This window comes from Enterococcus sp. DIV0800 (assembly GCF_050559735.1).
GTDB lineage: Bacteria > Bacillota > Bacilli > Lactobacillales > Enterococcaceae > Enterococcus_A > Enterococcus_A devriesei.
Window position 1 is genome coordinate 14217 of the sequence record NZ_CP187900.1, and the last position, 26212, is coordinate 40428.

30 protein-coding genes are annotated in these 26212 nt (G+C 42.2%); 1 reads left to right on the top strand and 29 read right to left on the bottom strand.

Annotated elements, in window-relative coordinates:
* Positions 1 to 4: 4 nt before the first annotated feature.
* From IGI54_RS15580 to IGI54_RS15710, 27 genes are all read right to left on the bottom strand, one after another.
* Positions 5 to 667 carry a hypothetical protein gene (locus IGI54_RS15580; RefSeq protein WP_430622070.1) on the bottom strand — a complete coding sequence of 221 codons (663 nt, stop codon included), beginning with the start codon at positions 665 to 667 and terminating at the stop codon, positions 5 to 7.
* Positions 667 to 3255 carry a phage tail tip lysozyme gene (locus IGI54_RS15585; RefSeq protein WP_430622071.1) on the bottom strand — a complete coding sequence of 863 codons (2589 nt, stop codon included), beginning with the start codon at positions 3253 to 3255 and terminating at the stop codon, positions 667 to 669. Before IGI54_RS15585 ends, IGI54_RS15580 begins: the two co-directional genes overlap by 1 nt.
* A 3-nt stretch (positions 3256 to 3258) precedes the next feature.
* Positions 3259 to 3963: a hypothetical protein gene (locus tag IGI54_RS15590; RefSeq protein WP_430622072.1), complete on the bottom strand. Its 705-nt coding sequence runs from the start codon at positions 3961 to 3963 to the stop codon at positions 3259 to 3261.
* 15 nt (positions 3964 to 3978) lie between these two features.
* Positions 3979 to 4812: a hypothetical protein gene (locus IGI54_RS15595; protein WP_430622073.1), complete on the bottom strand. Its 834-nt coding sequence runs from the start codon at positions 4810 to 4812 to the stop codon at positions 3979 to 3981.
* A 12-nt stretch (positions 4813 to 4824) separates the two neighbouring features.
* Positions 4825 to 5928: a hypothetical protein gene (locus tag IGI54_RS15600; RefSeq protein ID WP_430622074.1), complete on the bottom strand. Its 1104-nt coding sequence runs from the start codon at positions 5926 to 5928 to the stop codon at positions 4825 to 4827.
* Between the two features lie 3 nt (positions 5929 to 5931).
* Positions 5932 to 11040 carry a tape measure protein gene (locus IGI54_RS15605; RefSeq protein ID WP_430622075.1) on the bottom strand — a complete coding sequence of 1703 codons (5109 nt, stop codon included), beginning with the start codon at positions 11038 to 11040 and terminating at the stop codon, positions 5932 to 5934.
* A gap of 2 nt (positions 11041 to 11042) precedes the next feature.
* Positions 11043 to 11285: a hypothetical protein gene (locus tag IGI54_RS15610; protein ID WP_430622076.1), complete on the bottom strand. Its 243-nt coding sequence runs from the start codon at positions 11283 to 11285 to the stop codon at positions 11043 to 11045.
* A gap of 83 nt (positions 11286 to 11368) precedes the next feature.
* Positions 11369 to 11932 (bottom strand): hypothetical protein, encoded by a 564-nt coding sequence (locus IGI54_RS15615; RefSeq protein ID WP_430622077.1) that lies wholly within the window; start codon positions 11930 to 11932, stop codon positions 11369 to 11371.
* Between the two features lie 62 nt (positions 11933 to 11994).
* A complete protein-coding gene (locus IGI54_RS15620; RefSeq protein WP_430622078.1) occupies positions 11995 to 13344 on the bottom strand; it encodes a hypothetical protein in 1350 nt (449 codons plus the stop codon).
* Between the two features lie 14 nt (positions 13345 to 13358).
* Positions 13359 to 13526, bottom strand: coding sequence for a hypothetical protein (locus tag IGI54_RS15625; protein WP_430622004.1), 168 nt, complete (start codon positions 13524 to 13526; stop codon positions 13359 to 13361).
* Between the two features lie 15 nt (positions 13527 to 13541).
* Complete coding sequence (locus IGI54_RS15630; protein WP_430622005.1) at positions 13542 to 13937, bottom strand: hypothetical protein; 396 nt, start codon at positions 13935 to 13937, stop codon at positions 13542 to 13544.
* Positions 13921 to 14175, bottom strand: a complete 255-nt coding sequence (locus IGI54_RS15635) for a hypothetical protein (RefSeq protein WP_430622006.1) — start codon at positions 14173 to 14175, stop codon at positions 13921 to 13923. The genes IGI54_RS15630 and IGI54_RS15635 overlap by 17 nt, the downstream gene beginning before the upstream one ends.
* Positions 14175 to 14879 carry a hypothetical protein gene (locus IGI54_RS15640; protein WP_430622007.1) on the bottom strand — a complete coding sequence of 235 codons (705 nt, stop codon included), beginning with the start codon at positions 14877 to 14879 and terminating at the stop codon, positions 14175 to 14177. The genes IGI54_RS15635 and IGI54_RS15640 overlap by 1 nt, the downstream gene beginning before the upstream one ends.
* A 3-nt stretch (positions 14880 to 14882) precedes the next feature.
* Positions 14883 to 16055 (bottom strand): hypothetical protein, encoded by a 1173-nt coding sequence (locus IGI54_RS15645; RefSeq protein ID WP_430622008.1) that lies wholly within the window; start codon positions 16053 to 16055, stop codon positions 14883 to 14885.
* Position 16056: 1 nt separating this feature from the next.
* A complete protein-coding gene (locus IGI54_RS15650; RefSeq protein WP_430622009.1) occupies positions 16057 to 17214 on the bottom strand; it encodes a hypothetical protein in 1158 nt (385 codons plus the stop codon).
* Positions 17211 to 17519 carry a hypothetical protein gene (locus IGI54_RS15655; RefSeq protein ID WP_430622010.1) on the bottom strand — a complete coding sequence of 103 codons (309 nt, stop codon included), beginning with the start codon at positions 17517 to 17519 and terminating at the stop codon, positions 17211 to 17213. Before IGI54_RS15655 ends, IGI54_RS15650 begins: the two co-directional genes overlap by 4 nt.
* The gene (locus IGI54_RS15660) at positions 17512 to 17775 is read right to left on the bottom strand and encodes a hypothetical protein (protein WP_430622011.1); all 264 of its coding nucleotides are present in this window, start codon (positions 17773 to 17775) and stop codon (positions 17512 to 17514) included. The genes IGI54_RS15655 and IGI54_RS15660 overlap by 8 nt, the downstream gene beginning before the upstream one ends.
* 12 nt (positions 17776 to 17787) lie before the next feature.
* Positions 17788 to 18078 carry a hypothetical protein gene (locus IGI54_RS15665; protein ID WP_430622012.1) on the bottom strand — a complete coding sequence of 97 codons (291 nt, stop codon included), beginning with the start codon at positions 18076 to 18078 and terminating at the stop codon, positions 17788 to 17790.
* A 28-nt stretch (positions 18079 to 18106) separates the two neighbouring features.
* A complete protein-coding gene (locus IGI54_RS15670; protein WP_430622013.1) occupies positions 18107 to 18727 on the bottom strand; it encodes a phage minor head protein in 621 nt (206 codons plus the stop codon).
* Between the two features lie 5 nt (positions 18728 to 18732).
* Positions 18733 to 19326, bottom strand: a complete 594-nt coding sequence (locus tag IGI54_RS15675; protein ID WP_430622014.1) for a hypothetical protein — start codon at positions 19324 to 19326, stop codon at positions 18733 to 18735.
* Positions 19326 to 20702 carry a hypothetical protein gene (locus IGI54_RS15680; RefSeq protein ID WP_430622015.1) on the bottom strand — a complete coding sequence of 459 codons (1377 nt, stop codon included), beginning with the start codon at positions 20700 to 20702 and terminating at the stop codon, positions 19326 to 19328. Before IGI54_RS15680 ends, IGI54_RS15675 begins: the two co-directional genes overlap by 1 nt.
* Positions 20703 to 20733: 31 nt before the next feature.
* Entirely contained in the window at positions 20734 to 21069 is a 336-nt protein-coding gene (locus IGI54_RS15685; protein WP_430622016.1) for a hypothetical protein, read from the bottom strand.
* Complete coding sequence (locus tag IGI54_RS15690; RefSeq protein ID WP_430622017.1) at positions 21069 to 21317, bottom strand: hypothetical protein; 249 nt, start codon at positions 21315 to 21317, stop codon at positions 21069 to 21071. The genes IGI54_RS15685 and IGI54_RS15690 overlap by 1 nt, the downstream gene beginning before the upstream one ends.
* Positions 21318 to 21327: 10 nt before the next feature.
* A complete protein-coding gene (locus IGI54_RS15695; protein WP_430622018.1) occupies positions 21328 to 22893 on the bottom strand; it encodes a hypothetical protein in 1566 nt (521 codons plus the stop codon).
* 22 nt (positions 22894 to 22915) lie between these two features.
* Positions 22916 to 23332, bottom strand: coding sequence for a hypothetical protein (locus IGI54_RS15700; protein WP_430622019.1), 417 nt, complete (start codon positions 23330 to 23332; stop codon positions 22916 to 22918).
* 90 nt (positions 23333 to 23422) lie between these two features.
* Positions 23423 to 23845, bottom strand: coding sequence for a hypothetical protein (locus IGI54_RS15705; RefSeq protein WP_430622020.1), 423 nt, complete (start codon positions 23843 to 23845; stop codon positions 23423 to 23425).
* 18 nt (positions 23846 to 23863) lie between these two features.
* Positions 23864 to 24160, bottom strand: coding sequence for a hypothetical protein (locus IGI54_RS15710; RefSeq protein ID WP_430622021.1), 297 nt, complete (start codon positions 24158 to 24160; stop codon positions 23864 to 23866).
* A gap of 132 nt (positions 24161 to 24292) precedes the next feature.
* On the opposite strand from IGI54_RS15710, the gene IGI54_RS15715 reads away from it, so the two are divergent.
* Positions 24293 to 24679 carry an ASCH domain-containing protein gene (locus IGI54_RS15715; protein WP_430622022.1) on the top strand — a complete coding sequence of 129 codons (387 nt, stop codon included), beginning with the start codon at positions 24293 to 24295 and terminating at the stop codon, positions 24677 to 24679.
* Here the strand turns inward: IGI54_RS15715 and IGI54_RS15720 are convergent.
* Together IGI54_RS15720 and IGI54_RS15725 are read right to left on the bottom strand one after the other, a co-directional pair.
* The gene (locus IGI54_RS15720; protein WP_430622023.1) at positions 24676 to 25365 is read right to left on the bottom strand and encodes a ParB N-terminal domain-containing protein; all 690 of its coding nucleotides are present in this window, start codon (positions 25363 to 25365) and stop codon (positions 24676 to 24678) included. The two genes, IGI54_RS15715 and IGI54_RS15720, sit on opposite strands and share 4 nt — an antisense overlap.
* Complete coding sequence (locus IGI54_RS15725) at positions 25355 to 26017, bottom strand: phosphoadenosine phosphosulfate reductase family protein (protein WP_430622024.1); 663 nt, start codon at positions 26015 to 26017, stop codon at positions 25355 to 25357. The genes IGI54_RS15720 and IGI54_RS15725 overlap by 11 nt, the downstream gene beginning before the upstream one ends.
* Between the last annotated feature and the right edge of the window lie 195 nt (positions 26018 to 26212).

Here is a 26212-nt window from a genome sequence, read left to right on the forward strand (position 1 = left end):
CTCCTTATCGGTTGACGTGTGAATATTTTAAATAGTTGACTAGTGTAGCGTTAAAAGGCCCGCCATCATTTATCAACTCAACTTTTTTGTACCCAGGCGCTAAGATCACGCCTTGTTGCCAGGTATATAAATGTTCCATCGCTTTTAAAACATCAAAAGTCGCAAAAGGATCACTCGACTTAGGAAAAATTCCCTCGCCGGTGATCCAATCGCTTGATTGTTGTTTGAATGCTTCGGTTAAATCGATACCATCCATTTTGATTCTAAAATTAGTAATCGATGGTGTGAAAAGTGAAATGCCTGGTGGTAACGAGTGGTTATGTTCCTGGCTAGTATGGCTATGTGGATTCGGAGAAATAGCACTACCAGATATTGATAGATTTGATTTATCAATAGTCACTGCTGTTTTTCCGGTTGAACCATTCCCAGCTAACGGCATCGCAAACTTACTGATAATTAACTTAAATTCAAAGCGTTCGTAATAAATCAGATCCGGACTAATAGAAACGTAGAAGGTGGCCGGTGTTTGTGCATCGCCTTGAGCTTGGTGTTCTACACCGAATAGATCCGTTACTTGGTTTCGCCGTTGCAATTGGTTCTGTTGGCTTTCTAGCTTTCGATGATGTGCGCTTTCGGCCAATATGCCCAGCGCCTTATCAATGTTCATTAGCCCACCTCCCGATCGATTCTCAAATCTTTTTGAAGTCGTAAAACATTTATTTCAGATCGATCCTCTTGTGCGATGTTGTAATCAATATTCGTAATATAAAACCAGTCATCTTCTGTAAGGATGCGTTGAATGGTTTCGTTGCATTCTTCCAGATTAAATTGGCTTAGGTCATACATGAATCGGATACGATCGCCTACTTGTAAATCCGCTGGAATTTCTTCTGTGGTCACTTCGAAAAAGAAGCCGCGGCGCATCTGAATTAATCGTTTCACCGCAGCATCATAGGCTGTTTTTGCGGCTTTGGCGCGATCCTCATCACTGATCGTTTCACCATTGGTACTAAACGGCGATAAATCATTGAAGCTAAATGATCCTTCAATAGCCGTGTTACTTTCAACAGCGATGCTTTGTTCATCGATCACCGTATATTCGATGGCGTTGTTAGGTGCTAATTTTGTCACGTTTACATAGTCATAGCCGCGTTCATTGTTGATAGCATTTCTTAAAATCCGTACTGGAAACCCCTTTTTCTGACTTTTTGCATCAAAATAGATGTCCCGTAAGCTCATGCTGCTCATACCAGAATCCGACTTCTCACCGTAAACTGTCGCCATATTTACCACTTCGGCTAATTCATGAGTAAAGACAGGTTCAGAAATGATTCGGATATTTTGCTTACTACTTGGTTTAGTAGAGAGTGTGTAAGGTTTTTTGTCTCCAAAAGTTCCAATCTCCAATAGACGGCCAAAGAAAAAACCAACCCGCCAGAAAACATCATCCGTGAGATTACAAACTTTTGTTAAGGCATCTAGTTTTGTTTGACGGCTGAAGACATAATCGATCACACGCTTGGCCGAATCTTGTAGAAAGTCCACATGCCAACGTTTTGAGTACCTAAAATCATACGTTGAAAAGATATCGTTGATCGTTCGATTCTTACAAGCTAGATTCGTTGATAATTGACGGTAACGCCATTCATCAATGACGTGAATTAGTTCGATCCGCAAAATCCCCTCGACGGTATCTTCTTCTTTCTGATCAACGATGCCATGAAAAACTTTGTTATTCACAAAAATTTTCATTTCTTCGCGGCCAGTAAAGTATTTCAGGTAATCGATGGGTAATTCGATTAGGAGTGTAGGCGTAAACATTAATCCATTAGACCAGGACAAATCATTTAACAACTTTTTCCCACGGAACTTTATTTTTTGATTCTCAATGATCTCAAACCAAAAATCCTCATTACCGATAGCATATTCATCGATCTCAGCATCTTCGGCCGGTTCAAAGATTAGGAAACCATCAAAGATTAGTTCATCCTTATTATTTCCATCGGAGCGGATGCCTCGTAAATAAACGGCCTTACCATCAGCAACTTTAAAGCTGATTTCAAAGCCAGATAATTCTACACCGTCCACATCAGGATTAGCTTCTTTCACATCCGGACGTGTAATAAGATCAATTTCAAACGTCTGAAGAACTTTTTCATTTTCGGCATCGATCACCTGGATAGTTTCAAATGGTTTGCCACTGCTAAAATGCCAACCTTTAGCAAAAATCTTGCCATCCTTAATTCCGAACTCGTTTAATTCACCAGCATTTTGTAACGTCTTTTTAGAGACTTCGTATCCTGGTAAATTCATCAGTTCAGGACTATCGGGATTCTCTTTGTACTTTTTAAGGAACTCATACCATTTTTGAGCAGATGAGATGCGAACATCCAACCGTTCAACGCCAGCGCGTTCAAAGTTTTTCAAAAAGGCGATGGTCAATTGTTTCACATCAGTACCTTTTTTAAACCCTTCGACCGCTTTAGGATCTACAACACCGATCCATTGGCCGTTGGTCATGCCCCACGCGGCTAATTTTGTTTGGTTTGCAGCATCAGCAATGCTTCCAGGGATGCCAGCTTGTTTCATTAGTCGGGTAACATAACTTTTACCTGTTTCACCAGCATGAGGGGAAGTCCATTGCCACAATCCATAACCAGGGCCGCCCCCAAGTTCTGAAGTATCCGGTTTATTTCCGCTTTCAGCATCGCTATTACCGGCCATCGCCGCAATTGCTTCGATTGAGTAGCCAAGTAATGACAATTCTTTAAACATGATGATGACGACTTTTTCTTCTTCTGTGAAGGTTACACGTTTTTCAGCAGATCCCGCGGTACTTTTTGGATCGTGATAGATTGCTTGTGGTGGATTACCGGCCCACTGTAACGATTGTGCGTAATTGGTTGTACTGATGCCGTTTGATCCGCCGTTGCAATGGATAATATCCTTTCCATTGACAAACATACCTGTGTGGCCGGCCGCCCCGCTAGAAGCCCCACGAACGCCCCAAATAAAGATATCGCCGCGTGTAGCTTGATTTTGAGCTACTTGTTTCCAACCAAGTTTTTCAAGATCACCGAAAAGTGATTCCGTATTGCCAGGATACCGTGGCTGCATATATCCGGCGGCAATAAGGGCATAATAAACAGCACTAGAACAGTCGTAAGAAGTGGGACCAGTTCTAGCGCCCATTGAATATGTGACCTTTCCTTGTCTTTGTTGAAACCAAGAAAGAGCCGTTTCGATAGTTGCCATAGGCTACAATCCTTTAATTTTCTTACGACCAACTACGATAAATTTGATCGGTACGGAAAACGGAAATGGTGGCGCGCCTGGGACGTTATTTCCTTCAATCTCGTAGGTGTCAAAATTGACCTCGTAGTGTTCGCCTTTATGAATCGATGATTGGATCGCAACTGTGACCGCATGAACCTGATTGCCGACAACTTGCGGTTGTGCCGTCACGATATCCACAAGATCCATTTCTTTCACTGGAATGGAAATAAAACATTCACCTACATCCGGAGATCCAGACCAGTACATTTTAGGGTTAAAACAAGGAACGAATTTATTTACTGGCACAGTGAACTCGTAGGTTTTTACAACAGTCACATAGCCGTCGTTATCCTTCAAAACATCAATGATCAGATGTATTTTTTTCCAGATTCCACAGATCGCACAGATGATACCTTTAAACACGTTATAAGCATTTTGACCAAAATCTTTGGCATAGGCTTTCCAGTCGCAATCATCGTATTTCGGTAGTTCCTGTACTTTCTGTGCAATAAAACAGTCGTTTAGATCGTGGAGATCCTCGCAGTCGTTATGCAAGACTTTCAGATCGGGATTGAAGCCTGTATCCTCTTGAAGACTCTCGCATTCTTTATCACCAATGCCGTACTCCCAGACGTTCAAATTTTCTTCTTTTAGGCGCTCACAAGCGGAGCAATGTTTATCTGTCATTTTTCCCCTCCATCCTTAGTTGATGTCAATTGGATCAACCAGGTCGTAAACGGTCAACTCCTCGATAATGATTGCGTGATAGAGATTGCCTTCTCTTGTATCTGCATAGCGGGGATCTTGATCGTTGTAATAGACATGACCATTTGAATCCCACGGCTCGGCGTTCCAATGAGTGACGCCAGCGGATGACAAGCTACGGCGATGAACCGTAGTAATCCAGAGGCTATTTGTTCCTGGCTTAATACCGGTAAACACCTCGAAAACGTCCTCAGAATTGCTCATATCGACCATGTTTCCGCCATAGATGTGGCAGTTATTCTCGCGTAAATCTCTTACATAATAGGAATCGACCCGCCGTGTTGATCCGGCTCGCCAGTTGATTGAAATTCTGGTGTTATCAGAGACGTTTCCCAAATCAACTGGCTTGATTAAGTAATTGTTGCCAGAAATATCAATGTTTCTAGCAACTTCGATCTTGCCGTTCACGGTGATCGATTGCTGAATTTGATCAATCAAGTCATAAATTTTTTGGATTTCATTCCACAAATCGTGGACGTTAGTCCATAGTCCGCAGATTGCAAAAATGACCGCCCGGAAAACTTCGTATACATTCGATCCAAAGTCCACCAGGTAGCCTTTCCAGTTGCATTCATCGTAGCCGTCAATTCCTTCAGTTTTAGCTCCGATGAAACACTCATTCAAATCATGCAGGTCTGAACAGTCGGTACTCTTGCCATTGAAGCCTTTATCATTTTTTAAATTGGCACCGTTGGCATCGCTGACGCCTTTTCGTACCACGTCCAGATTATTCTTTTTCAATTTTTCACAAGAACTACATTTTTCAGACAAAGCGGCACCTCCTTATAGAGTGAAATTGTCTGTCTTGATAAACACGCAAGCCATATCGCAACAATTATCCGTTTCGATAAAGACTCTATTTTTTCCTTGATGCACAAAAAAACCGAAAGTGTGACCTTTCGGTATGATAAGTTTTTCAATTGGTAGAAGATCCGCCTCACAGCATTCGCTTGTCTGATAATAGACTTCGCCGCTTGCGGTTAGTGTAAGTATTCCGTCATAGTCACCTTTAATACGCATCTGATTGCCGTTTATCTCAATCAGTGGGTCTTTAAACACGCCTTTTAGTGTAATTGTGACAACATCCGTTTCTAGGATCGTTGGACTGTAGAATTGACCGGCAATGATTGAGTAACAAGAATCTTCTTTACAAAGCTTGCTACCGAGCATCGCATTATTTCCCCATAGACGGCCACCAGCTTCACAATTATAGATAAGCTGGTAAGTATCGCCGCAATGGTTGTAAAAGTCATTGGCAACTTCTTTTCGTAGCTCACAGAGCGAATCCTCTTTTGTCAGATAGTCACACTCACAATTGCATTTAGTACAGGTATTCACTGGACTGGTTGAGCAATTGATGCAACAGTCCACGCATTCCTGGGAGTCTCTAAAATCTAAACAGTCAGCAAAATTACACGAATCATACGGTTTTAAAAAGACCTTGCGAGGATCGGCGATGTGCCAGATACCTTCATACAGGACTAAATCAAGATCGATGGAGACAAAATCTTTCTTTAATTGATAAGGTTTTGAGTAGTCGGTCACAACGGCCGTAGTCCAGAGAACTTGTTCACCTTCGATCGCCCAAAGTTTGTTTGGCCGTGAGATCGTATAGTGTAGAAAGTCCATGAAAACCGCGCGTTGTTCACGGCTAAACTTTTTGTAATAGATATCTAGCGTCATACTCATTTTGCCTTCTTCTGCAAAGTGATTCGGTCGCTTCTGAACTCTATAAGATCCATGTCCGAATGAATACGGATGAGAAGTAGTTTTGAAACTACCGCTCAATTCCGCATCTTTTAGCATGGAGTAATTATCAATGACAAGATCCCCAAGCTGAAGGTATTTTCGTGTAGGGTTAAAGGACTTGCATTTTAAAATGTTCATCGCTTACCTCCCTAAACTTCTGATGTAACGGTTCGCGCGTTTAAAGCCAGAGCCTTGATCGCCTTTACCGCTAAAGTATTGATTTAATTTAGCATTATTGTTGCTGGTGTGGCTGATGTTGTTAACGACCGTAGAAACGGCCGGTTGCATTTGTCTGGCTAGATTAAAGCGACCGGTCAATGATCTAAATACCCCTTGGATATCTAAATTGTTGACGCGTTCCATAAAGTCCGAGCCAAATTTTTGATGTGCAGCCTTACGCTGTACAAATTCACCAGGTGAAAGCATCGCTGGTATGGTGTCTTTTCCTTTAGGAACAAAAGGCGTACCACCATCAGCAAGATATTGCGTGCTGACCGCTCCACCCCTGTTTAGAAAGGCTGCTCCGCTTGATGATGAGCCAGAACTACTTGAAACCGTCATGATTCTAGGTGTCAGGGTTGGCGCTCTAAGATTATCCATTGCCAGTTGAATCAATTGGATCTGATTTCCAACATTGGAAGCTAAGTTTTGAATTTGAGCCGAGAAACTACTTGCCAGCATTGTTCCGTAGTTTGATCCGACAATACCGAAAGAAGAAGCTTGATTGTTTAAGCTCATCAATTGCCCGTGAATCGTTCGATCCATATTATCCGCAACGGAGTTCGCAAAGCCACGGCAAAGCGCTTGTCCGTATCTTTCGCCGATTGCAGTGAAGGCAGATGCTTTGTTATTAAGCGATGTGATTGCTTTGTTAATAACATTGACGAACTTACCAGGAATGTTCGCTTTGTTGAATCCTTTAATCACTTCTTTTCCGTAGTTCAGCCCGACCGGTTGGAACTTTCCGGATAAGCTGTTTAAACGGTTGATCAAGTTTTCAAAGGCGGCTACTAATCCATCGATGCTCTCAACGCCTTTTGCAGCTGGGAAATTCGCTAACTCGTTAAGAACGTCCTTCACCTTTTGAATTTCGGCGATGGCTGCTTCTTTATTGATTGGGTTAGCTGGTAGTTCGTTAATTTTATTTCTTAGACGAATAACCGCATCGATCACCTTAATGGAGTTGTTCCATTTTCCTTCTTTAAGCATATTTTCGTAGGTGCTTTTCATTTCTTCACTTCCTAGAAGCGCGAGGATTTCCTTGATTCCGTGGATATTCACTCGTGCGGGTTCAAAAGTGATGTTGAAGGATAATTCGTTTACTTTTTGGCCGAGCGTGATCAGATGACCGAATGTTTTAACCATAGAAGCAAACGGTTTAGACCCTTCGCTTTTACCCATGCCATAATTGGCGAAAATCTCATCCATATTCAGGCTTTGGATAAGTGACTTAATACCGTTTATGTTGGCTTGTGCGGATACAAAATCAATACCATAAGTTAATTGACTGATCATCCCGCCTAATTCCAATAAATAGGTGAATGTTTTTTTCATCGAGGCAAAAGGCTTAGAACCTTCATTTTTACCCATGCCATAATTGGCGAAAATTTCATTCATGTTAAGACTCATGATGACGCCTTTTATTCCATTGATATTAGCTTGTGCAGCGCCAAAATCAATGGCATAAGTTAATTGACTGAGCATTCCAGCTAATTCAAGCAAATAACCGACAGTCTTTTTCATGGAGGCAAAAGGTTTAGAACCTTCATTTTTCCCCATGCCATAATTGGCAAAGATTTCATTCATATTTAGCGATTGGATGACACCCTTAATCCCATTTACATTGGCTTGTGCCGCCGTAAAATCGATGCCGTAAGTCAATTGACTAAGCATACCGGCAATTTCTTGGATATGAGCGATGGTTTTTTTCATGGAGGCAAAGGGTTTTGATCCTTGGTTCTTTTTCATACTATAGTTCGCAAAGATTTCATTCATATTCAATGATTGAATAATCCCTTTTATGCCGTTGATGTTGCCTTGTGCCGAATTAAAATCAATGCCATAGGTCAATTGGCTCAACATTCCGGCAATCTCCAATAGATACCCTATAGTTTTTTTCATGGAAGCAAACGGCTTCGAACCTTGATTTTTGCCCATGCCATAGTCTTGGAATAACTCTTTATTTCCCAGGCTTTTAATGACATTTTTTAGTAGATCAATGTTCGTTTGGATAGGTACGATATCAAGATGACCAGATAAGCCGTGAAGAATATCCATGATTTCTTTAAGGTGGCCGATGCTCTTTTTAACCGATGAGAATTTAGAAGATTCGCCAGCATTGCTTAGTTTTTTATTGAATTTTTTATCTCCAAGTAATCCGATAACCGAAAGAATCTCTTGCAGTCGTTTCTTAGTAGCTGCTAGATCAATTTCGCCACCATTGATGGCCGTCAAATTCTGAGCGATAGATTTCAACGATGACATATATTTTTTAACCGCTTCAACTTCAGAGGAATTTATCACGGATTTAGCAAAGTTTTTAATCCGTTCAACAAAATCAGAAGCCCCACCCATACTATCAACGACTAATTTTATTTGTCTCACGCTATTCAATGCTTTTTTACCATTGATCGTAGGCATTTGGTCTAAGATAGCACCAACATCAGCCAGCTTTTTTAAAACATCGGAGACGGCTTTAACATTGAAGCCTTTAAAGATATTCTCGAAGGTTGATAGCAAGCCTCCTAGATCCGCTCTAGTCATGTATTTGACAACGGAAACGATACTTTTAATTTTCCCCTTCAGACTACTAAAATCAGACGGCACTTTCTGATCGACTTGTTGTAACGCATCGCTCACGACGATTAATTCTTTAGCGATGGCCGCAATTGTGATAAGACCACCACCTAAAAGCACTGCGCCGATTCCAGTTGCTACAAAAGCCCCGACAGCGGCGGCTAAAACACCCATAGCCCCGATAGCAATGCCTATATTTGCAAGCTTTTTCCCGATATTCGACAGATCACCGGATACTTTTGTATCGATTTGGTGTAAAGCTTCAGCTGTTAGTATCAGTTCGCCAGCAATGGCGGCGACAGCTACTAATCCAGCCACAGCTGCTACTGGGTTCATTGTCGCTAGAAGCCCGGCAGCCGTTACTAATGCCCCCATACCAACCAAAGCGATACCCATGTTTCGAAGCTTGTCCGCCATTGAATCCATATCACTGGATACTTTACGGTTAACTTGATTCAACGCTTCAGCTGCTACCATGATGTTTAGTGAGATACCCGCAATCATAGCCAAGCCTGTAAATCCGTCTTTCATTGGGATTTTTGAGGCGATGAAGGCTAGTGCGCCAATTTCAGCGATGGCAACCCCCATTAAACCGAGTTTTTTAACCATGCCACTAAAATCATCAGGTACTTTTTGATCCACTTGTTTTATCGCTTCGGCTGCTTGTTCAATCAATTTGATAGCGGCAAAAACTAAAGCCATGTTTCCAGCCTTTTTCCCAAGACTAGCAAGCCCATCAAACATATTTCCTTTGAAGCCTTCAAACGTTGTGGCAGATCCACCGCCTAAGCCGCCAAATAATTTATTGCCAATCAACTTACTCAATGGGCCGGAAAAGAGTTTCAGTCCTTTACCGGCGATTTTAGCAGCGATACCAAATTTAAGGATTTTACCTGGTAATCGGCCAAGGCCTCGCTCAAAGTTTCCATCGCCTAGTTTTTCAATCATTTGTTTGAAAAAATCAACAAACGGCTTGGCGAAAGTCATAAATTCTTTACCCGATCCGATCACGTCATCGAATGAGTCCTTTAATCCAGCGAAAAACTCTTTCTTATCAAAGGCTTCAAAAGCATCTTTGATTTTTTTGAAAAAGTCCGTAATTTTGTCCTGGTTCTGATCGATGAAAGCAGCGATTTTTTTGAAATTGTTTTCGAAAGTAGATCCTATTGCCCCCATTACACCAGCAAAACCACCGAAACCAGCTTTTTCAAGCATGGTATCAAGTGTACCGATGATAGATTCAACACCACGCGTAACCGCGGATTTCATGACGGCCATACCAGTTCTTAAACCAGAAACGGCATTTTTTGCCTGTTCTTCAAAGGATTTAAAACCGTTCACGCCTTGTTTGTTCATCTCTTCCACTTTGTTCATGAACTGTTCCATTGAAATAGTACCGTCACGTAAACCATCACCTAAAGCGTCAGCGCTAATATTGAATGCCTGGGCTACTTGGTCAATTTGTGCTGGCATCGCCATCTGCATGGTTCGCCACTCCATCATATCCATTTTGCCCTTAGAATAAGCCTGTGAGAATTGTTCCATCGCAGATGCTTGGATCTCTGTACTAGCTTTACCCGCTAAGATGGCATTGTTTAAAGCTAAGAATTGATTTGTAGACTTTTTAATGTCCTTATTTTTTGAAGTAAACCGTTGAACTGACAAGATGGAATCATCTAAAGTAGTCGGTAGTCCGGTTAGGCCATCTTTTAAGGCATTGATAGAAGCTTCTGCATCCTTAGCAGATATGTTCATATTACTCATGATTGTTGGATAGTTTTGTACAATATCATACCGATCAATGGCACCGCCGACAGAACTAGAAACCATACTGACGGCCGCATCCACCCCTTTTAAAAGCGCCCCAATTCCAATTACCTGGTTAATTTTGGAAGCAAAAGGGTTAAGTATCTTACTGCCGATGTTATCCAATTTTGAGCCTAACTCGTGGATGTTGGATGAAATATCGATTTTAGTTTTGGTATTGCCTAACTCACTTAACTTCGTTTTCAGTTTGCCAATTTTTGATTCGGATTCCTGTATATCCATCTGGTCTAACTGAAGGCGAGCTTTTCGATTGTTGAGACGGGTCATTTCTTTGTTCAGGTTGTTTAATTCTTTATCCGCGCCTTTTAGCTCTGTGGTGGTGACTTGTAAATGAGCTTTGCGCTCGCGCAGTTTAGCCATTTGCTGATTTAAGTCTTCCACTTTCGCCTTTGCATCCTTGATATTAGAGGCATCGGCTTTGATGGAGGCTTTTTTAGCAGCTAATTGTTTTAGTTGAAGCTCAATCTTTGAGATTTCATCCTTTGCATTTTTCAGTTTTTCCGCGCGTAATTCGATGGATGCCTTGGAGTTTTTGAGTTTTTTTATCCGCTCATCAATGCCATCAAGTTCTTTTTCGATCTTTTTAGCATTGCTTTTTACTTCAACGGATATTTTTTCGACTGCCAAAATCACTCACCTCCTTTTTCTTCATGCGCTTCAAAATCTTGTGGCGTTAGGAAATAAACAGAATATTCCTCCGGCTGTTCAATCGTCTTTTTAACGTCAGGTTCTAGGCGTTGCCAGTCTAAGAAATTACTGTATGTATCCTCGTTTGAATATTGGCCATAAGCCACGAGCAACTCAGCAACGCCCCAATGATCTAAAATATCATTCGGACGCTGCTTTAAAATTCTTGCTACGTGATGGGCCATAAAACTATAGATATTCAAATCAGGAAAGAAACTAGCTTTTTCTTCCTCGAACGTATTACCGCTCTGGCAAGCTTTTTCGTAGATTACCCGAAAAAATCGCCGGCCTCGTTGAAGATTTCCGGATGATTTTCTACTAATTCAGCAACACATCCGATCACGTAACCCGGAAGCATATACTCTGCTAATACGTCATCCACGCCTAAGAAGGTAGCAGCGATGTTATACATGGCTAAGTGAATTTCATCGCCGGCCATAGCAAAGATACTGAACAGTTCCGCATCCGAATACTCTTCCATTGATCCGTCTTCTTTTAAATCGTGGAAGAAGGGCACAAGTTTCATAATGGCATCGGATAGAATCAAATCTTTCCGTGGTGTGATGGAAATTTCTTCGAATGTTTTAGTAATCAGCCAATAAGCGCCTTTTCCGACAGGTTCGCCGCCTTCTGGTCTTTCAGTAAACATGCTCATTGGCATCCGAAACTTAATGGTGTAATCGTTTTTTTTGACTTCTGTTTTATTAGCATCGCCAATCACAATGGCTGTTTTTTCTTCGATGTTTAGGTAAGGCGTTTCGTCTTTTCCGGCTTCTTTGACTTTTTTAGCCAAATCGATAAATTGACGATCGCTCATAGAGTTTTGAGTCATGCGGTTTCTCTCCTAATTTGAATATTTGGTAAAAATAAAAAAAGGGCTTCCGCCCACTGATATTACTCAGTGATGCGGAATACCTCGTAAAAGCGGTTGTTACGGTCACGCTGAATAGAAAGCGTAAATTCGAACGTTGTTTCTTCCCCGTTGATCGTTTGAGGGAATGACGTAATCAATACGTTGTTGAAGATGTAGACCTTGCGCACGCCATCCGTTTGGATCTTCTCGTAAGAAGCACGAACACGGCGAGTGGTAAGTGCGCTTTCGTCAGCAACGAAATGCTCAACATCAGCTTGTTTCGGATAAGAAACAATCACTTTACGTCCGATCATGCTTTCATGGAACAACATCATGCCGGCATCATAGCTGTTAGTTACTTTGCCATCCAATAAGATGAATTGTTTTTCAGATAAAGCCATGATCACTGGTGAGTTCACACGGTTTAACTCTGCGTCCGTCACGTTACAGTTGTCGGCGATTGCTGCTTTAGTGAAGGCACACTCATCAAGATCCATATCTGGAAATTGCAACATACCAAAGCAGATGCCGTCTTTTGTTACTTCGGTTACTTCACGCTCAACCGTGTGTAGGAACCAGCCTTTTGTTTTGTGGCCGCGGCTCATCAATGGATTTAATTTCCAATAGTTTGGTGTTGCTTTTTTAGCAGTAATAGAACGTTCTACAGAAATAGAGTTAGGATCGTAACCAGAACCAAAACATGTAGCATCCGCCGGGTCGATGGTATCATCACCGGCCAATTCATCTAAACAACCCAACTTAACAACATCATTTACCTCGAAGTCCTCGCTTGTATCGTAAACATAGATCGATGAGAAACCAAAGTTCGCGACTGATTCTTCAGTTGGCGGCGTTAATGCGATGGTGATTGTTAAGCCGTTTTCTGATGCCATCCAGCCACTACCTTCTTGTGACGTAGGCAATTGTGTTAAATCAACAACGCAAGGATAAAAACCACCATTTTCAGCAGTAATCGTATGCGTGTAAACATCTGCATCCGTTTGGTTAGTATCTTTCAAGTCAGAAAGGGTTGTTTCTAATTCATACGTTCCAGCTCCGGGAAGGTCAACATAATACGTGACTACGCCGGCAAAGTATTCTGTTGCATCACTTGGGATTAGGAAAGTTGCGCTTGTTTTTGTACCGGTGGTATTTGTTACGCGCAATGTTCCGGAGTTTTTGCAGTCTTCAGCCAAGCATGAGAACAAGTCATCAGGCGTATTGTATTGATTAAAGGTGACTGACTCCCCTTTGTAACCAAAAAAGTTTCGGGTATTTAACTTCACGCATGAATCTGCATCTGTTAACACCGCGAAACTTGTTTCGGTAGTTGCATCCAGTTTTTTATTACCAATTTTGTTTAGTAAAACGCTTGGTTTACATCTAGCCATGTTTTTACACGCTCCTATAAGTTATTTTGTACGACACGATCCGCCGCGCGTTCATACATCGCGCCATGTTTTTGATTCAATACTGCTAACTTGCGCTCACGAAATGCTTTTTTATCCACTGCTGTAACAGCATTTACCGCTGGTGTTTCTGCGGTGACTTCTTTTTCTTTTGATTTAGCCATGGTAGTGCCTCCTTGTTAGATTTTTGGCCGTCTTGCAACGGCGCGCTCAATAAATGGATCTCCCGGCGATGCCGGCATCCGGACAGACTTAGCAAAAAGCCATTGACCATCCGGGCCTTTCCATCGCAGTGCTTTTTTATTCTTAGGATAGATCGTGTAAGCCGCGTGTCCGTAATAGTAGTAAGGCGAATAGTCAATATGACCGATGTTGCGATCGTCTGCTTTTAAAACAGCCGCATCAACACCGATCAAATAATGACCTTTACCTTTCTTTTCCGTGGTAATGGAGTCATGACAAGCCCAAGTACGCTTGTGCACCTCTTGTTTTAAGAGTTTTTCTATTTCCTTGGCATACTCATCTACGCGTGCATCGACCTTCTCTAAAACGATCGTTTTAATGCTCACTGGCATCCACTCTTTCAAAGAAATAATGTGGACGGTTATTTACCATGTAATACTGATCAAGTAAAAAGCGGCCATCGCTTTCATTCACTTCATATTCCTTACCGATGAAAAAATACATTTTGATACCGCTAGGCAGTGTCATTGTTTTTTCCCGGTGGAATGTTTGTCGTGATCGGCGATTGCCGCAACTTGAGCAGCCGCTAGTGACGGCACTAGTTCTAATACCTAAAAATCTTAATTTCATTAGACAATCACGCTCCATCCTCTTGTTTCGCGGCCGCAAAGACTGATAAGTCCTAACTGCTTCTGGAATCCCGCGTTAATCAAGGCTTTCACGTAGTTATCAATCTGTTTGCTGGTCTTATCATCAAATTCGATATACCCTTCCGCTTGATCGTCTTCTTTGCCACATGCCTGGCATGCATGACAATCACAATTATTTGTATCGTACATAACATGCAATAGCTCACAAAACAGCGGTAGCAAGCATTCAGGTAGAAGCTCATATCCGGCGTTGTACTCGATCAATAATTTGTAATCTTTCGGACATCCGCATTCGATATTTGGCGATGATACCTTAGTGAGATCAATTTTTAGCACGTCAAAAATCTCACTGTAGGCATAAGATTCAGGCGGTAGCTTGGTTACAACATCTTTAATCCCGGTACTTTCGATTAGAGACACCTCAAAAGAATCCGGATCGACCGGATAATACCAGGGATGAAATTCCATGATGCCATCATCACAAGAACATGGATCAAAACGTGGCAGATCCACCAACTCGCTTCGTGCGGCGTTTAAGAAAGTTTCGCAAGGTTCTTGCGTCCAACACGTAATCAAGCTAATCAAATTGATGACTTGTTCTAGCGTCTTTTCTAGCACACCATCCTTCAGGTCTTCAGGCAGACAGTCGCAATAATCTTCTAGTTGCTCAATGATTTCTTGCATCGCTTAGTCCATTGGAACTAGGGTTGTTGGATGGATCAATCCGTCTAAGCCTTGAAGTGTAGAACCTAAAGCCGCCGCGTTCAATGGTACATCCGTAACAACCGCAAGCATGTTTGAGTTGTTGTTGAATGCTGCGCCGTAGTTGTAGTAATAATCACACTCAGAAGCACAGCCTTGGTCTGGATCATTCGTGTGAGATTCAGAGTGGCGAATGAAGTTATCCGTTGGCGCTAAGTTTGTACCAGTGTAAGCACCAGTTGAGTTCCCTTCTAATAACCAAACTTCACCAACGCCGCCGGTAACATCAGCCGGTACAATCTTGTCTTGAATGAAGCTGATACCGTGGAATACGATTGAATCGCCGTTTTTAGTCCATCCTTCAGGTAAAGAACCATTACGTCCTGGTTGAACCAATGACGCGATGCCTTGATAAGTCAATGGATGAACCGCGAATACGTGATTTCCGCCGCCTAAAAATTGCAGACGTGCATAGATGCTATCGAAGGCTGCTAATGTATTTGTACCTACGATTTTGATGATTGACGGATCTTCTAAGACTTCTAACAAGCCGTGGAATGGTTTCAAAATTTGAGTTCCGCCGCTTGTCACGCCTAAGATCATGTTGTAAGCAGTGAAGAACGCCATAGAAGCACGCGCCATCCGTTTACGAGCCGCTAAAACAGTCTCGCCAGGACGTAAAAAAGCACCGGTCAAATCGTTTGATCCGGCTTGGCGTGTGTTATTGATCAAGTTGTCTAACATTTGGTCGCAATCCTTCAAACATAACAAACGCAACGGCACGTCGGCCCCGCATTTTGTGATATCTAAAGGCACCCAGCAGCATTCGCCGGTTGTATCAGTTGGCGGCAATGTTCCCACCGTGTAAGGAAGTTGTAAGCGCCACTCGTTCGCTTGATGATCCTTGCGAAGTTGAGCCAATCCTTGACGTGATGCATTGCGCATTTGAACCGATAACGGTGTATTCAACAGCCATGTTAATAATGGATGCTGATCTTGCATTTGATTGCGTAAGGCGTTTTTAGAATAATCCGGCGCCATACCAATATCTCCCACGTTAGAAGATAGTTGCGCCACGCCTGGCGTTAATTGTGCGACATCAGCCACATTTAAAGCGATGCTTTCCAGTTGTTGTGTAGCAATTTGTAATCCGGCCATATTACAGCTCCCCCATTCCGTCTTCAGATAAATACTCATCAGACACAGTTAATTCCGCCTCCGCTTTTTTAGCGTCAGGCGTTTCAGTACGTTGGATGTTTAATTTAGCAGCGATTTCTTGAAACTTAGAAAAGCCTGTTTCAACTTGCTGATCCTTAATAGAAAGTTTTGCTTCTAATTCGGCGATGCGAGTATCTTTTTCTTTGTTGGATGTTTCCATCGCTTCTAATACCGCTAACATTTCAGTTTCTTGGGCTGTTAGCCGTTCGTTTTCGGTCATGATTGTTTCGACCTCAACCGCTAAAGCGGCTAATTCTTCATCGCTCACGGCTGGTTTTTCTTCTGTTTGTTGATCATCAGAAGTTGTTTTGTTTTCTTCTTCGTCCTTATTGGCCTCTGTTTTGTCCTTAGAGACGTTTTGGTCTTTCTCGGTGTTATCCTCTGTTTTTTCTTCTGTTTGCTCAGGATCAATTGTTTCTGTTGATTCTGGCTTATCGTCAGCACTTAGGTATTTAGAAAATAAGTTTTCTAACAAGCCAGGCTTTTTCTTGTCTGCCATTTGATCGTCTCCTTTGAGTGATAGTCCACCGCTGTTCACATTGCCGGCCTCGCCGACGATGCCAAAATCAGTGATATTTACACGGTCAATCGCTGGAACACCCAACTTGATTGATTCCGCCGCATTTTTGGTATATAAAAACTCCGCGCTGATTCCCATTTGGTAATCAAGTCTGCGGAGTTCTTTGACAAAGAGTGATTCTTCATCAAGATTCAGTTTTACATCTAGCCCCATCCGGCCATCGCCGATATCGACTAGTGAAAGGTCTTGTTTAGTCCATTGACCAACTAAAAATGGGAACGTAGCGAATTTTTGATGACCAATATTGATGCTACCAACATAATCCTCGCTAAGTTCATCGTAGAAAGCTTGTAGTACGCCTTTTTTCAGGTATAGATGCGGTTTGCCGGCCTTATCTACTACCATGCCCTCATCCAGTAAGCGGACGGTTTTGTTTGCTTCATAGGCTGCAAGAGTAACCATGTTTGATTCTTCGCCGCCTTCAGCCGCGGATAAGGTAATCATTTGATCAAAGCGTTGTTTAGCCTCCTTGCGATGCTCATAGCGTTCGGCCATCGCTCGCAAGATTTCAGGTGTCATTCTTCCACCACCTTCACAATGCTATATTCAAGCTTCTTCACACGGCCACCACAAGATTTACAAAAGTTTTGCTGATACTCCACACCGGCGGCTTTTAATTGAGCTTCTAGGTTAGTGTCGTATCGCTTTTGCACTGTTGCGGCCTGTAAAGACTTTAAAAATAATTCGTCATCCTCCAACTCATACACTTTGCCGGGTGTTAGTCGAAGAACGCCGTGAGTAATGCGGCCGTTAATCCGTTGTGCCACATTGATCTGTTGTACGTTGGTGATTGGTTCTATTAATTGATAGGTGCCTTTAATCATCTTGTGCAGCTTCTTTCTTTGCCTTTGCTTTAGCAGCTTTTTTTGCCTTTTTTTCCGCTGCTTGTTCGATTAATTCATCAGGATCGACAACATCCAATGGTTTGGGTGCTGCTTGTTCGACTGATTCATCTGATTCGGTAGCTACTTGCTCGACTTCTCGCGGTTCAAATACCACGCCGCTAGTAATACCAGACCGAAGCTCGCGATGATGCTCACGCAATTCATCGACACTTTCAAAATAAATCGGTTCATTCACTGCGTTTCCTCCTTACGGTGTTGGTGGCGTTGGCTCAAAACAATCGAACGGTTCGCAATCACGGCCGTCAATTTCTTCTGCCGTTGTCTCGCCTAGTTCATACCCGCATAAGCATTCGAAGTCTAAATATTCCTCGTTACCAGCGGCATTTTTAAACATCAAGCCGTTTTTGATATCCCCTAGATAGCGTTGTTTGTATTGCTGATACACACGTTGCGCTTCATCGCCGGTCAATACTAAGGTATCCCCGGATTTGAATTTAAGGGTTACTTTCATGGTGCGCTTGGTTTGTTTCTCTGACATGCTGCTTCCTCCTTTTGGATTTTTTATGCTAATACACGATTGAAAATTCAATCATGCATCGATCGTGAGGGTGCGCGATGCACGTATAACGATCGATATAGTTATAAATAAACTCTTTTCCGGATGGAAGATCGACACGTTGGCCGGCCACCAGAAAAGGTTCATCTATCGGGATAGTAGTTCCGTGTAATGCACGGCAGATTTCGCATGTGTCTTCATCGTTCTTAGCGATCCAAGTTTTGTAAATCTTTGCCGCCGGGATCGTTTGTTGAACAACGGTAACAACTTCAAATTGTGCGAGCTGTTGCGCATTGACGGATTCGGAATCACGGATCGTCTCAAATTGCGATTCCACTAATAAAAAAACGGCCGCCTTATCTAAAAGGTTGCCGTCTTTATCCGGTTTACGCATCTCTTCTTGAATACGTTGACGAAAATTGATGAGTAGATCCGTGATGTACATAGAAAAAGACTCACGCGTCTGACCAAAGAGATCATCGGGCAAGTCTAGGTTATTATCCTCAATGAAAATACGTTGCTCCGCGTCAAAAAGAGATAAAAAATAAGCCACGAGGATCACTAGGATCTCGAAGGCATCTTCTTCATCGGCGGTTGTCGCATATTGATAAATCAGTTCAGGATGTAGCATAGGCGCTAAAAGGCAATGGCATCAGCTTGTATTCCCTCAGCGCGTTTGTGGTATTGATTAACGGCCGTGGTAATTTTTAGCATCGCTTTTTGATCTAGCTTGCCGACAAATTCCTCAACAAATTCACGAGGTGAAATCGTTTTGATCGTTTCAACTTGCAGCTGGCCTTTCATCCTCGATTGTCCGATTACTAGTACCTCAATATGATTGGTGTAAATGTTGCCGCTAGATTGCTCTTTAATGGCACGGTAATCGATTACTACCTCATATTTTACTTTATACTTTATTTTCACATCGGCTTTCTCACCTTCAGCGGCTTCTTCTACTGGAATCGCAACCTTGCGATAGCGATTCTCGAAAAACGTTTCCGGATTAATGGCCGCGTGATCGATCTTACTGCGCGCATAGGTTAAACCGTCAGGGCTTAACTGCCGTTCGCCAACATCCGCTGGACGATGGCCTAGGAACTTTTCTTCGGCTAAGATTGCTTTATTCATCGCTTGCGCATCTTTGAAGTTATAGACCGGCATACCATTCAGTTTTAGCAGCGGTTGCGTTTCCTCCGCTTCGTTCAATATCTCTTTTAGATTGGTTCTCACTATTTTCCACTCCTAAACAAATTTTTTAGTTTTTCAAAACCAGATACGTTCAGTTTTTTTAACTGCCCATCGCTGGCATCGATTTCTTCATCAAGCATTTGCCCCATTTTGTTGGCTAGTTCCTCGAACCCAGAATTTTTGAGCGTTGCCATCATGTCAACAACTTCTTTTCTCGGCTCGTTCTCACTGACGGCTTGGCTTAACTCATATTTGTCAAAATAAACTTTCGACAATCCCAACTTGTCACATAAAATCGGTGAAAATTGGACGGCGAACCGCTCACGAATCGGGATAATCGAGTTTAGCATCGCATTGTCAATGATCTTTTCCATTGATACATTGCCGCTCATTTCTCCTAAGTTGATCAGTGCCGGCGGTAACCCAAAGACTTGGGATAAGATGACACCTTCATTCGCTTCCACCCATTCTATGAACTCGGTGGACTTGGTGACACGTTCTAAATGGTCAAAATCTTCAAAAATGTTGCTGACAAGGATCACGCTGTCACTGCCGCTATTTTTAACCTGGCGGCCAAGTTGTTCAGCTTCAGCCTTTGCTTGGCTTACTCGGGAATCCTTAGCGCTTTTGGACTGACTTATCACATCAGCTGTTCCAAGCTCATTGTCATCGCCGGTAGCGTAATTGTCTTTCAACTTGAAAAGGAGGCGACCGGGGCCGTCATATTCCAGATCATAGTTAAGCCGCTCGTAAACGGTAGACAGAAGCTTCACACGCTGTTGATCGGACAGCAACGGACTTTCACCATCTTCTTTTGTCATATCCAAGCGTAAATTAACAAATTCCTCTTTCGAAAGGATGATCAATTTTTTATTCGGATCAACTAGAATACCGTTTTTTTCGAAGGCATCACGATCAAATTGTAACGACTTAGTGTCCTGTTCGAAAATTTTCACATCATCAAAGGCGATGATATAACCCACGATATCCTTGAAGCCATAATATTCTTCATTGTCTTCTACCAGCGAGGCATAGTTGCGGCTATCAACGTTTATCCAACCGTGTTCTTCACTCAACCATCGTAACCCGTGCTTACCAAAGACAATAGATTTTCGCATAGCCGCCTGTAAAATGGAGTAGTTGGTTGCGCCGCGGATGTTCTTCTTGTAAAGAAACTCATCTAAAACCTTGTCCTCATCCTCATCGCCGGTAGTCAACCCATTAGAAAAGATCAGCTGCACCATTTGATCGACAATATAAGGCAATGAGGGTAAGTTACGAGCCATCCATTCCAGGAGGTCTTCTTGATAGACAAACCTCGCTGTCTTAAAATCGCCGGCACAAAAAGCATTGCATCGCAACATATCCTCTAAAACGATGGAATTGTTTTTTTCTTCAATCTTTGTCTGCTTTACCAATAATTCTCACCACCTTTCTAGCTTCAGTTGATTAATCCTTAATGAAATAGCTCTCAGCCGATTCAATCGCTTCAGCTATGTTTTGTTCTTTCATCGCTCGACAATAACTGATATAGCATGCAACATCTTCCAGTGAAAACGGCGTGTAGATAGCGAGCTTGATCACTCGGCGCCGCTGATCCATTGATAGTTCTTTCTGAACATAAGGAATGGCGATGGTATCCAGTACGTCTTCTGTAACCGCCACCTCACAGAAAAGTTCACCTAGTTTATTGCAAGCCTTTTCTGCCGCTTCTGCTGCCTTCGTATTCTCTGCCATCGCACTAATGAAGTCAGCTAGCCCTTTTGGATCTGTTGGTTCGTTCATTATTCATCCTCCAGAATGTCATAGGTCTTTTTGAATATTTGAGGTTTACATGGATAAAATTCACCCTCAACGCCTTTAATGATGTAATCATCAACATCGCATCGTACATATCCTTCTAAAGTCTCTATCAACAAATCGCCACCTATCAACATCGCTTTTTCTTCACAAAAATCGCGAGCCTCTAATATGCTACTACCCCATTTAAAATGGAAAGCCTCCACTACTACCGGCTTTTTTCTGACTTTCATAGTTTTACCTCTATTCGTTTTGATACAGCAAAATGCCGCTCGTCATGGTGTAAAGTAATGCCGCATGTATAGATAACAAGGCCGCATCTAATTCATCCGGCGATTTACCGATCATCATTTTTATTTCATCTTTCGGGATAATACCGGTCTTAGCATTTCCCCGGCGGATAGCTTGAACCGCGCTCATTTGCTCACGTAACAACTCAAAAACTTCACTGGTCATAGAGACCTGTCCGTGATCAATGAGGTCTTGTAAGTCCAAATGCATTTCTGCCCGCTTATTCGTGCCATAAACAGCAGTGTAATGGTTGGCTTTCTTCCTAAAGTCGGTTGTGCCTTCTCCGAAGTTGATGCCCTTTACAATAAAGTTGCTGGCTCGCTGGGCTAACCCCTCAACAATGTAGACACCATATCCCACATCGACACAGACCTCTTTCACCTGATAGGCCGTGATCATTCGCATGAGCTTGGCGATGATTTGTTGACTAGTTACACCGTCAATCCATTCATTCTTTTCGATTGTGACGTGATCCAGAAGCCGGATTTTACCCTTTTCGTCAATACAGCTTAAAAAGGCTTCTATGCCATCTTTACCCTTGTACGCACTATCTACCCCAAGGAAAAACTCGCAGCCATCGCCCGGCTCGCTGTCGTCAATCTCGGGCATGCCAAATAGCGAGTCTTCGGAATAATCCTCTAACTCGCATAGTAAATATCGTTTACATGTAGATTTGTTCGCGAAAAAAGTTGATTCGGTGACTTGTTCCTTAGATACGATTCGGCCTTCTTCATAGGCTGTTCGGGCATCCATCCAAACGATTAAGCAATCATCGGGAACATGTTCACTGGTTAACTTGTCAAAGAAACGGCCGGGATTGTGCGGATTGCTGATCTCAAAAGAAATGTATTTTTCCCCTGTCACATTCGCAAACTCACGACGGCCAAGTTCGGCATACACATCATCGCTGATCATAGAAGCCTCATCGATGATATAATCGCCCCCACGACCAATGGCAGCATTCCCCTGCTTGGGATCGTTAAAGGCCTCCCCTAGTGAAATAGACTCAATAGAGCCGCCGCCCTTGAAGGCTAACTTACGCTTACTCATCGCCGTTTGAAGGCGTTCGATCTTATCAGCGGTTTCCAGCATTTTACTTTTTACGCTGGGATCTACCGTTTGGATATGGCCGATGACCTTGCTCATGATGATGTCCGTAGTATTAGAGTTGCCACCCGCTACATACATCTGCCGTTTATCGTCAGCAAGTCGGATAGCAATCTGACCGCATAACCAAGATTTTCCATACTGCGATGGCGTAACGACAATAAACGTTTTATACTTCCCACTGATTACAGCACCATACAATAGCGCCTGGGTAAAAAATAAATCCGTACCAAAGTAGCCCTTTGCGTCTTTAGCGCCTAAAACCGCCAATTTAATGGCTTCGTTCATCGGAATACTGAGCCGCTTGTAATGCTCCGGTATTCGGCCAACGCCCCACTTAACCAGCTGGGATCTTGGCGTAGCATTATCCAACAGCTGGATCACTCGCTTTTGGATATCGTTATACGCCACGCTCGTAGCGGCGGCCATCGCGCTACACATCGTCTAATACAATTCCTTGCTTCGACAACAGGTCATTATAAAACTGTTCGGTGATCTCTTGTTTCTCATGTAGCGGCAACTCAATTGCTCCGGAATGCTCGATTTTCTGGACGTTGCCAAACTCATTACGCGCTTTCCGCTCTAGATACCAAATTGTTGCCTTTTCATCGCCGGCCTTCAAAGAGTCAACAAGATTCATTTTTGCCTTAATAATCGGCTTGTTTTTTAGTTCCTCTTTTCGCTCCGAAAAAGCCGGGTTTTTTTCGCAATAATTGTATAGAGTTGATGGCGCAATATCCGCTAAAACACACGCCTCTTTGTCTGTTAGACCGTAGGAAAAAGCGTACTCTAATTTTTGGAGTACCTTCTCATCAATTTTTTTCGGCCGGCCACGCTTATATTTTGCCATTCAATCACCTTCTTTTTTCTTATTTTGGATCTGAAAAACGACACAAAAAAAGCGCCGGTATCGATCGGATACCAACGCCTCAAATCTTTTTTACCAGGTTGTTGCAAGCTCATAGTCTGCCATATCAAAATATTTCAAGTCTTTTCGTTCTGCTAAATACTCTTTATATGCTGGAACCTCTCTCATGTCTGCATCGATTTCATTGATTAGTGGTTGTATCAATGCTAACGCTGTTTTTCTGAGTGCATCGCTTTCGCTTGCTTGATAGATAATTGAATCTAACCGCTTCAATATTTCAAAATGGTTTCTATCTTGCGAGTTCTCGAACGCCGCGAACGCTTGAAAGTCAATTTCTTCAAGCGTATCGCCATACCGAGCGTTAGCCGCTTCAGCTTCTAGCTCGTGCATTTCTAAGACCTTCAGTAACGCCAAATTTTTTGAAACGTTCATTTTTTCGTTTAAAAACTTTGCAATCTCTTTAAAGTCATCATCTGTGTGAATAAACATGCTCATTTTTAAGACCCCTTTCGCTTAAAACACCGGCTGCAAATAATCAAAGTAAGCTTTTATGTCTTCTGTTATCTCATGCTTAGTAGCGCCACCTGATAGCAATTCTTGAAGATTTGAATGCATTTCATTTAAAAAGCTATCTAACTCATCTAGTTCAGTATTGTAGTAAGCTTTTAAAGCGCCACTACCTAACCAAAAATTCACGCTTTCAAGATAGTTGTCTTTTTCGATCGTGACGCGATTACCAAAAAGGTTCATTTCACTTTGATCTGCCGCAACTTCAACTTTTAATTGTTTAATCTCAAAATTTAAAATCATAGTTGCCACCTCTTTCTATCTATCATTATATACATATTATAATATAGATATAATAATTAATCAAGTAAAAAAGGTTGCATCTTTATAATTATATGTATATAATGATATTAAGCTAAAAAAAGGAGTGAATACATGAAAGCTATTTCTATTAGGCCAGATTATGCATGGGATATTTTGACCGAAAACAAAAAATTCGAGTATCGCACCTGGGACACGAAACACAGAGGGGATCTTTTAATTTGCGCAACTGCTAGAAAGATACCAAAATTTATTTCTAAGCACGCTATCGCGGTTGTGAGCCTCACAGACGTGAAAAAATTAAGCGATGGTACTTATGCCTGGAAACTCGAAAACGTTCGCTGCATTAAGCCATTTCACGTAAAAGGTCAGCAAGGACTTTTCAACGTCAATGATTCATTGATAGAGTATCCAGCAAAAAATGAAGTAACGATCGAAAACGGTGAGGAAATTGTTAACGATGAATTTTGGAAGCATTACTACGAGGCGTTAGTTGATTAACTAGCGCCTTCTTCTAATTTTGCATCAATGTACCGATCTAATTGTTCAAGCGAAATATAATCCTCATACGCTGGAACACCGATGGTTTTGTGGAACTCTTTTCGCTCATCTTCATCGCGGAAAACCAAGACTGTTAAGAAATCAATGTTGTTACGATCGGCCAGGCGTTCTTTGCCTTCCTCTCGTGCATCTTTGATATCTTGAAGGGCATTTTTTTCCTCATCGACTTCCGGCGGATCAAATAATTCAGAAAAGCGATCATCGCCGTTAAACATGAAGTCAATATCCAAGGAGGTAAATCCGATGTCTTCTGTCTGGATGTTAAAATCGAGCATCAACTCTGCCAGAAGATCTGTTTCATATTCCCCCTGGATTGATTGGTTGTTTAGTACGATGTTTAATTCGACTTCTTCTTTCTCATCCACATCGATGACGCTAACCTCTAACGCATAGTCTTTTGTGCCTTCTAGTAAATCGAGTGCTGCTATTCGCTGATGACCACCTACAATGTTTCCGGTTCGTTTGTTCCAGGTAGGTGTATTAACTAAGCCGTGCTTTTTCAGCATCGCTTTTAATCGTTTTTTCTCATCCTTACCGATTTGGCGCGGGTTATAAGGTGCATTCATCAACTCGCTACGATGAATTAGTTCTGTTGAGGATCTTTGGTATTTTGTTTTATTCGCCATAGTCTTCAAACCTCTTTACTGCCGCTCCAGCAAGCGGGAAATAATGTAAAATTTTCTCGTAGTCCGCCGGATAAAGTACCTTAATAGCGGCCAACTCTGATCCATCTAAACTACGAAACGAAAAGCCCAGCTTTTGATTTTCTGGACTTAGGAATAATTTATTTTGTTTTATGTAATGCAGTACCTCTTTTTTATTCCATTCAGCAATGGGATACATCCTCCCACGTTTTAAATCAATGCTACCACTTTGTTTGATCATGGCTCGACGAACGATCGAGTCTGCTATACGCTCACCGCAAGCAATCCATTGCGCGCCAGTTTGTAGCCGTAAATAATCATATTGCTCGGTGATTGATACGATTTTTACGTAAGGATCGGCCGGCCGGAATGTGCCATATCGGTAAAAATCCGATAACTCAAAATGAGGAATGCGAATAATTTCATTGTTGTATTTTTTCTCATAATAGCGCAAGGTTCTTTCCTGAAATTCTAAGCCAGGTACTAAATACATGAAATAGGGATACACGTTTTTAAAATACTTGGTACAAAGATCATACGTCACGATACTATCCTTGCCGGTTGAAAGACCGACAAGAACGGTATCAGTGATTTTACTTGCGGTTTTTATGGAATCAAAAAGTATAGCTCCCACTATTTAACCGCCCTTTCCGCCAGATGACCCACGATTTCCCTTACGTTTCGCTGGCCCAGTTGTTCGCGCACCTCGTGTTTTTGTTTGCATACGTCCTACTCTCGCCATAGTCTCACCACCTTTCAAGTTGTTCTTGCTTCAAAGAAATGATAATATTATATGGATATAATTATATGTTTACTGTTAGAAAGGAGT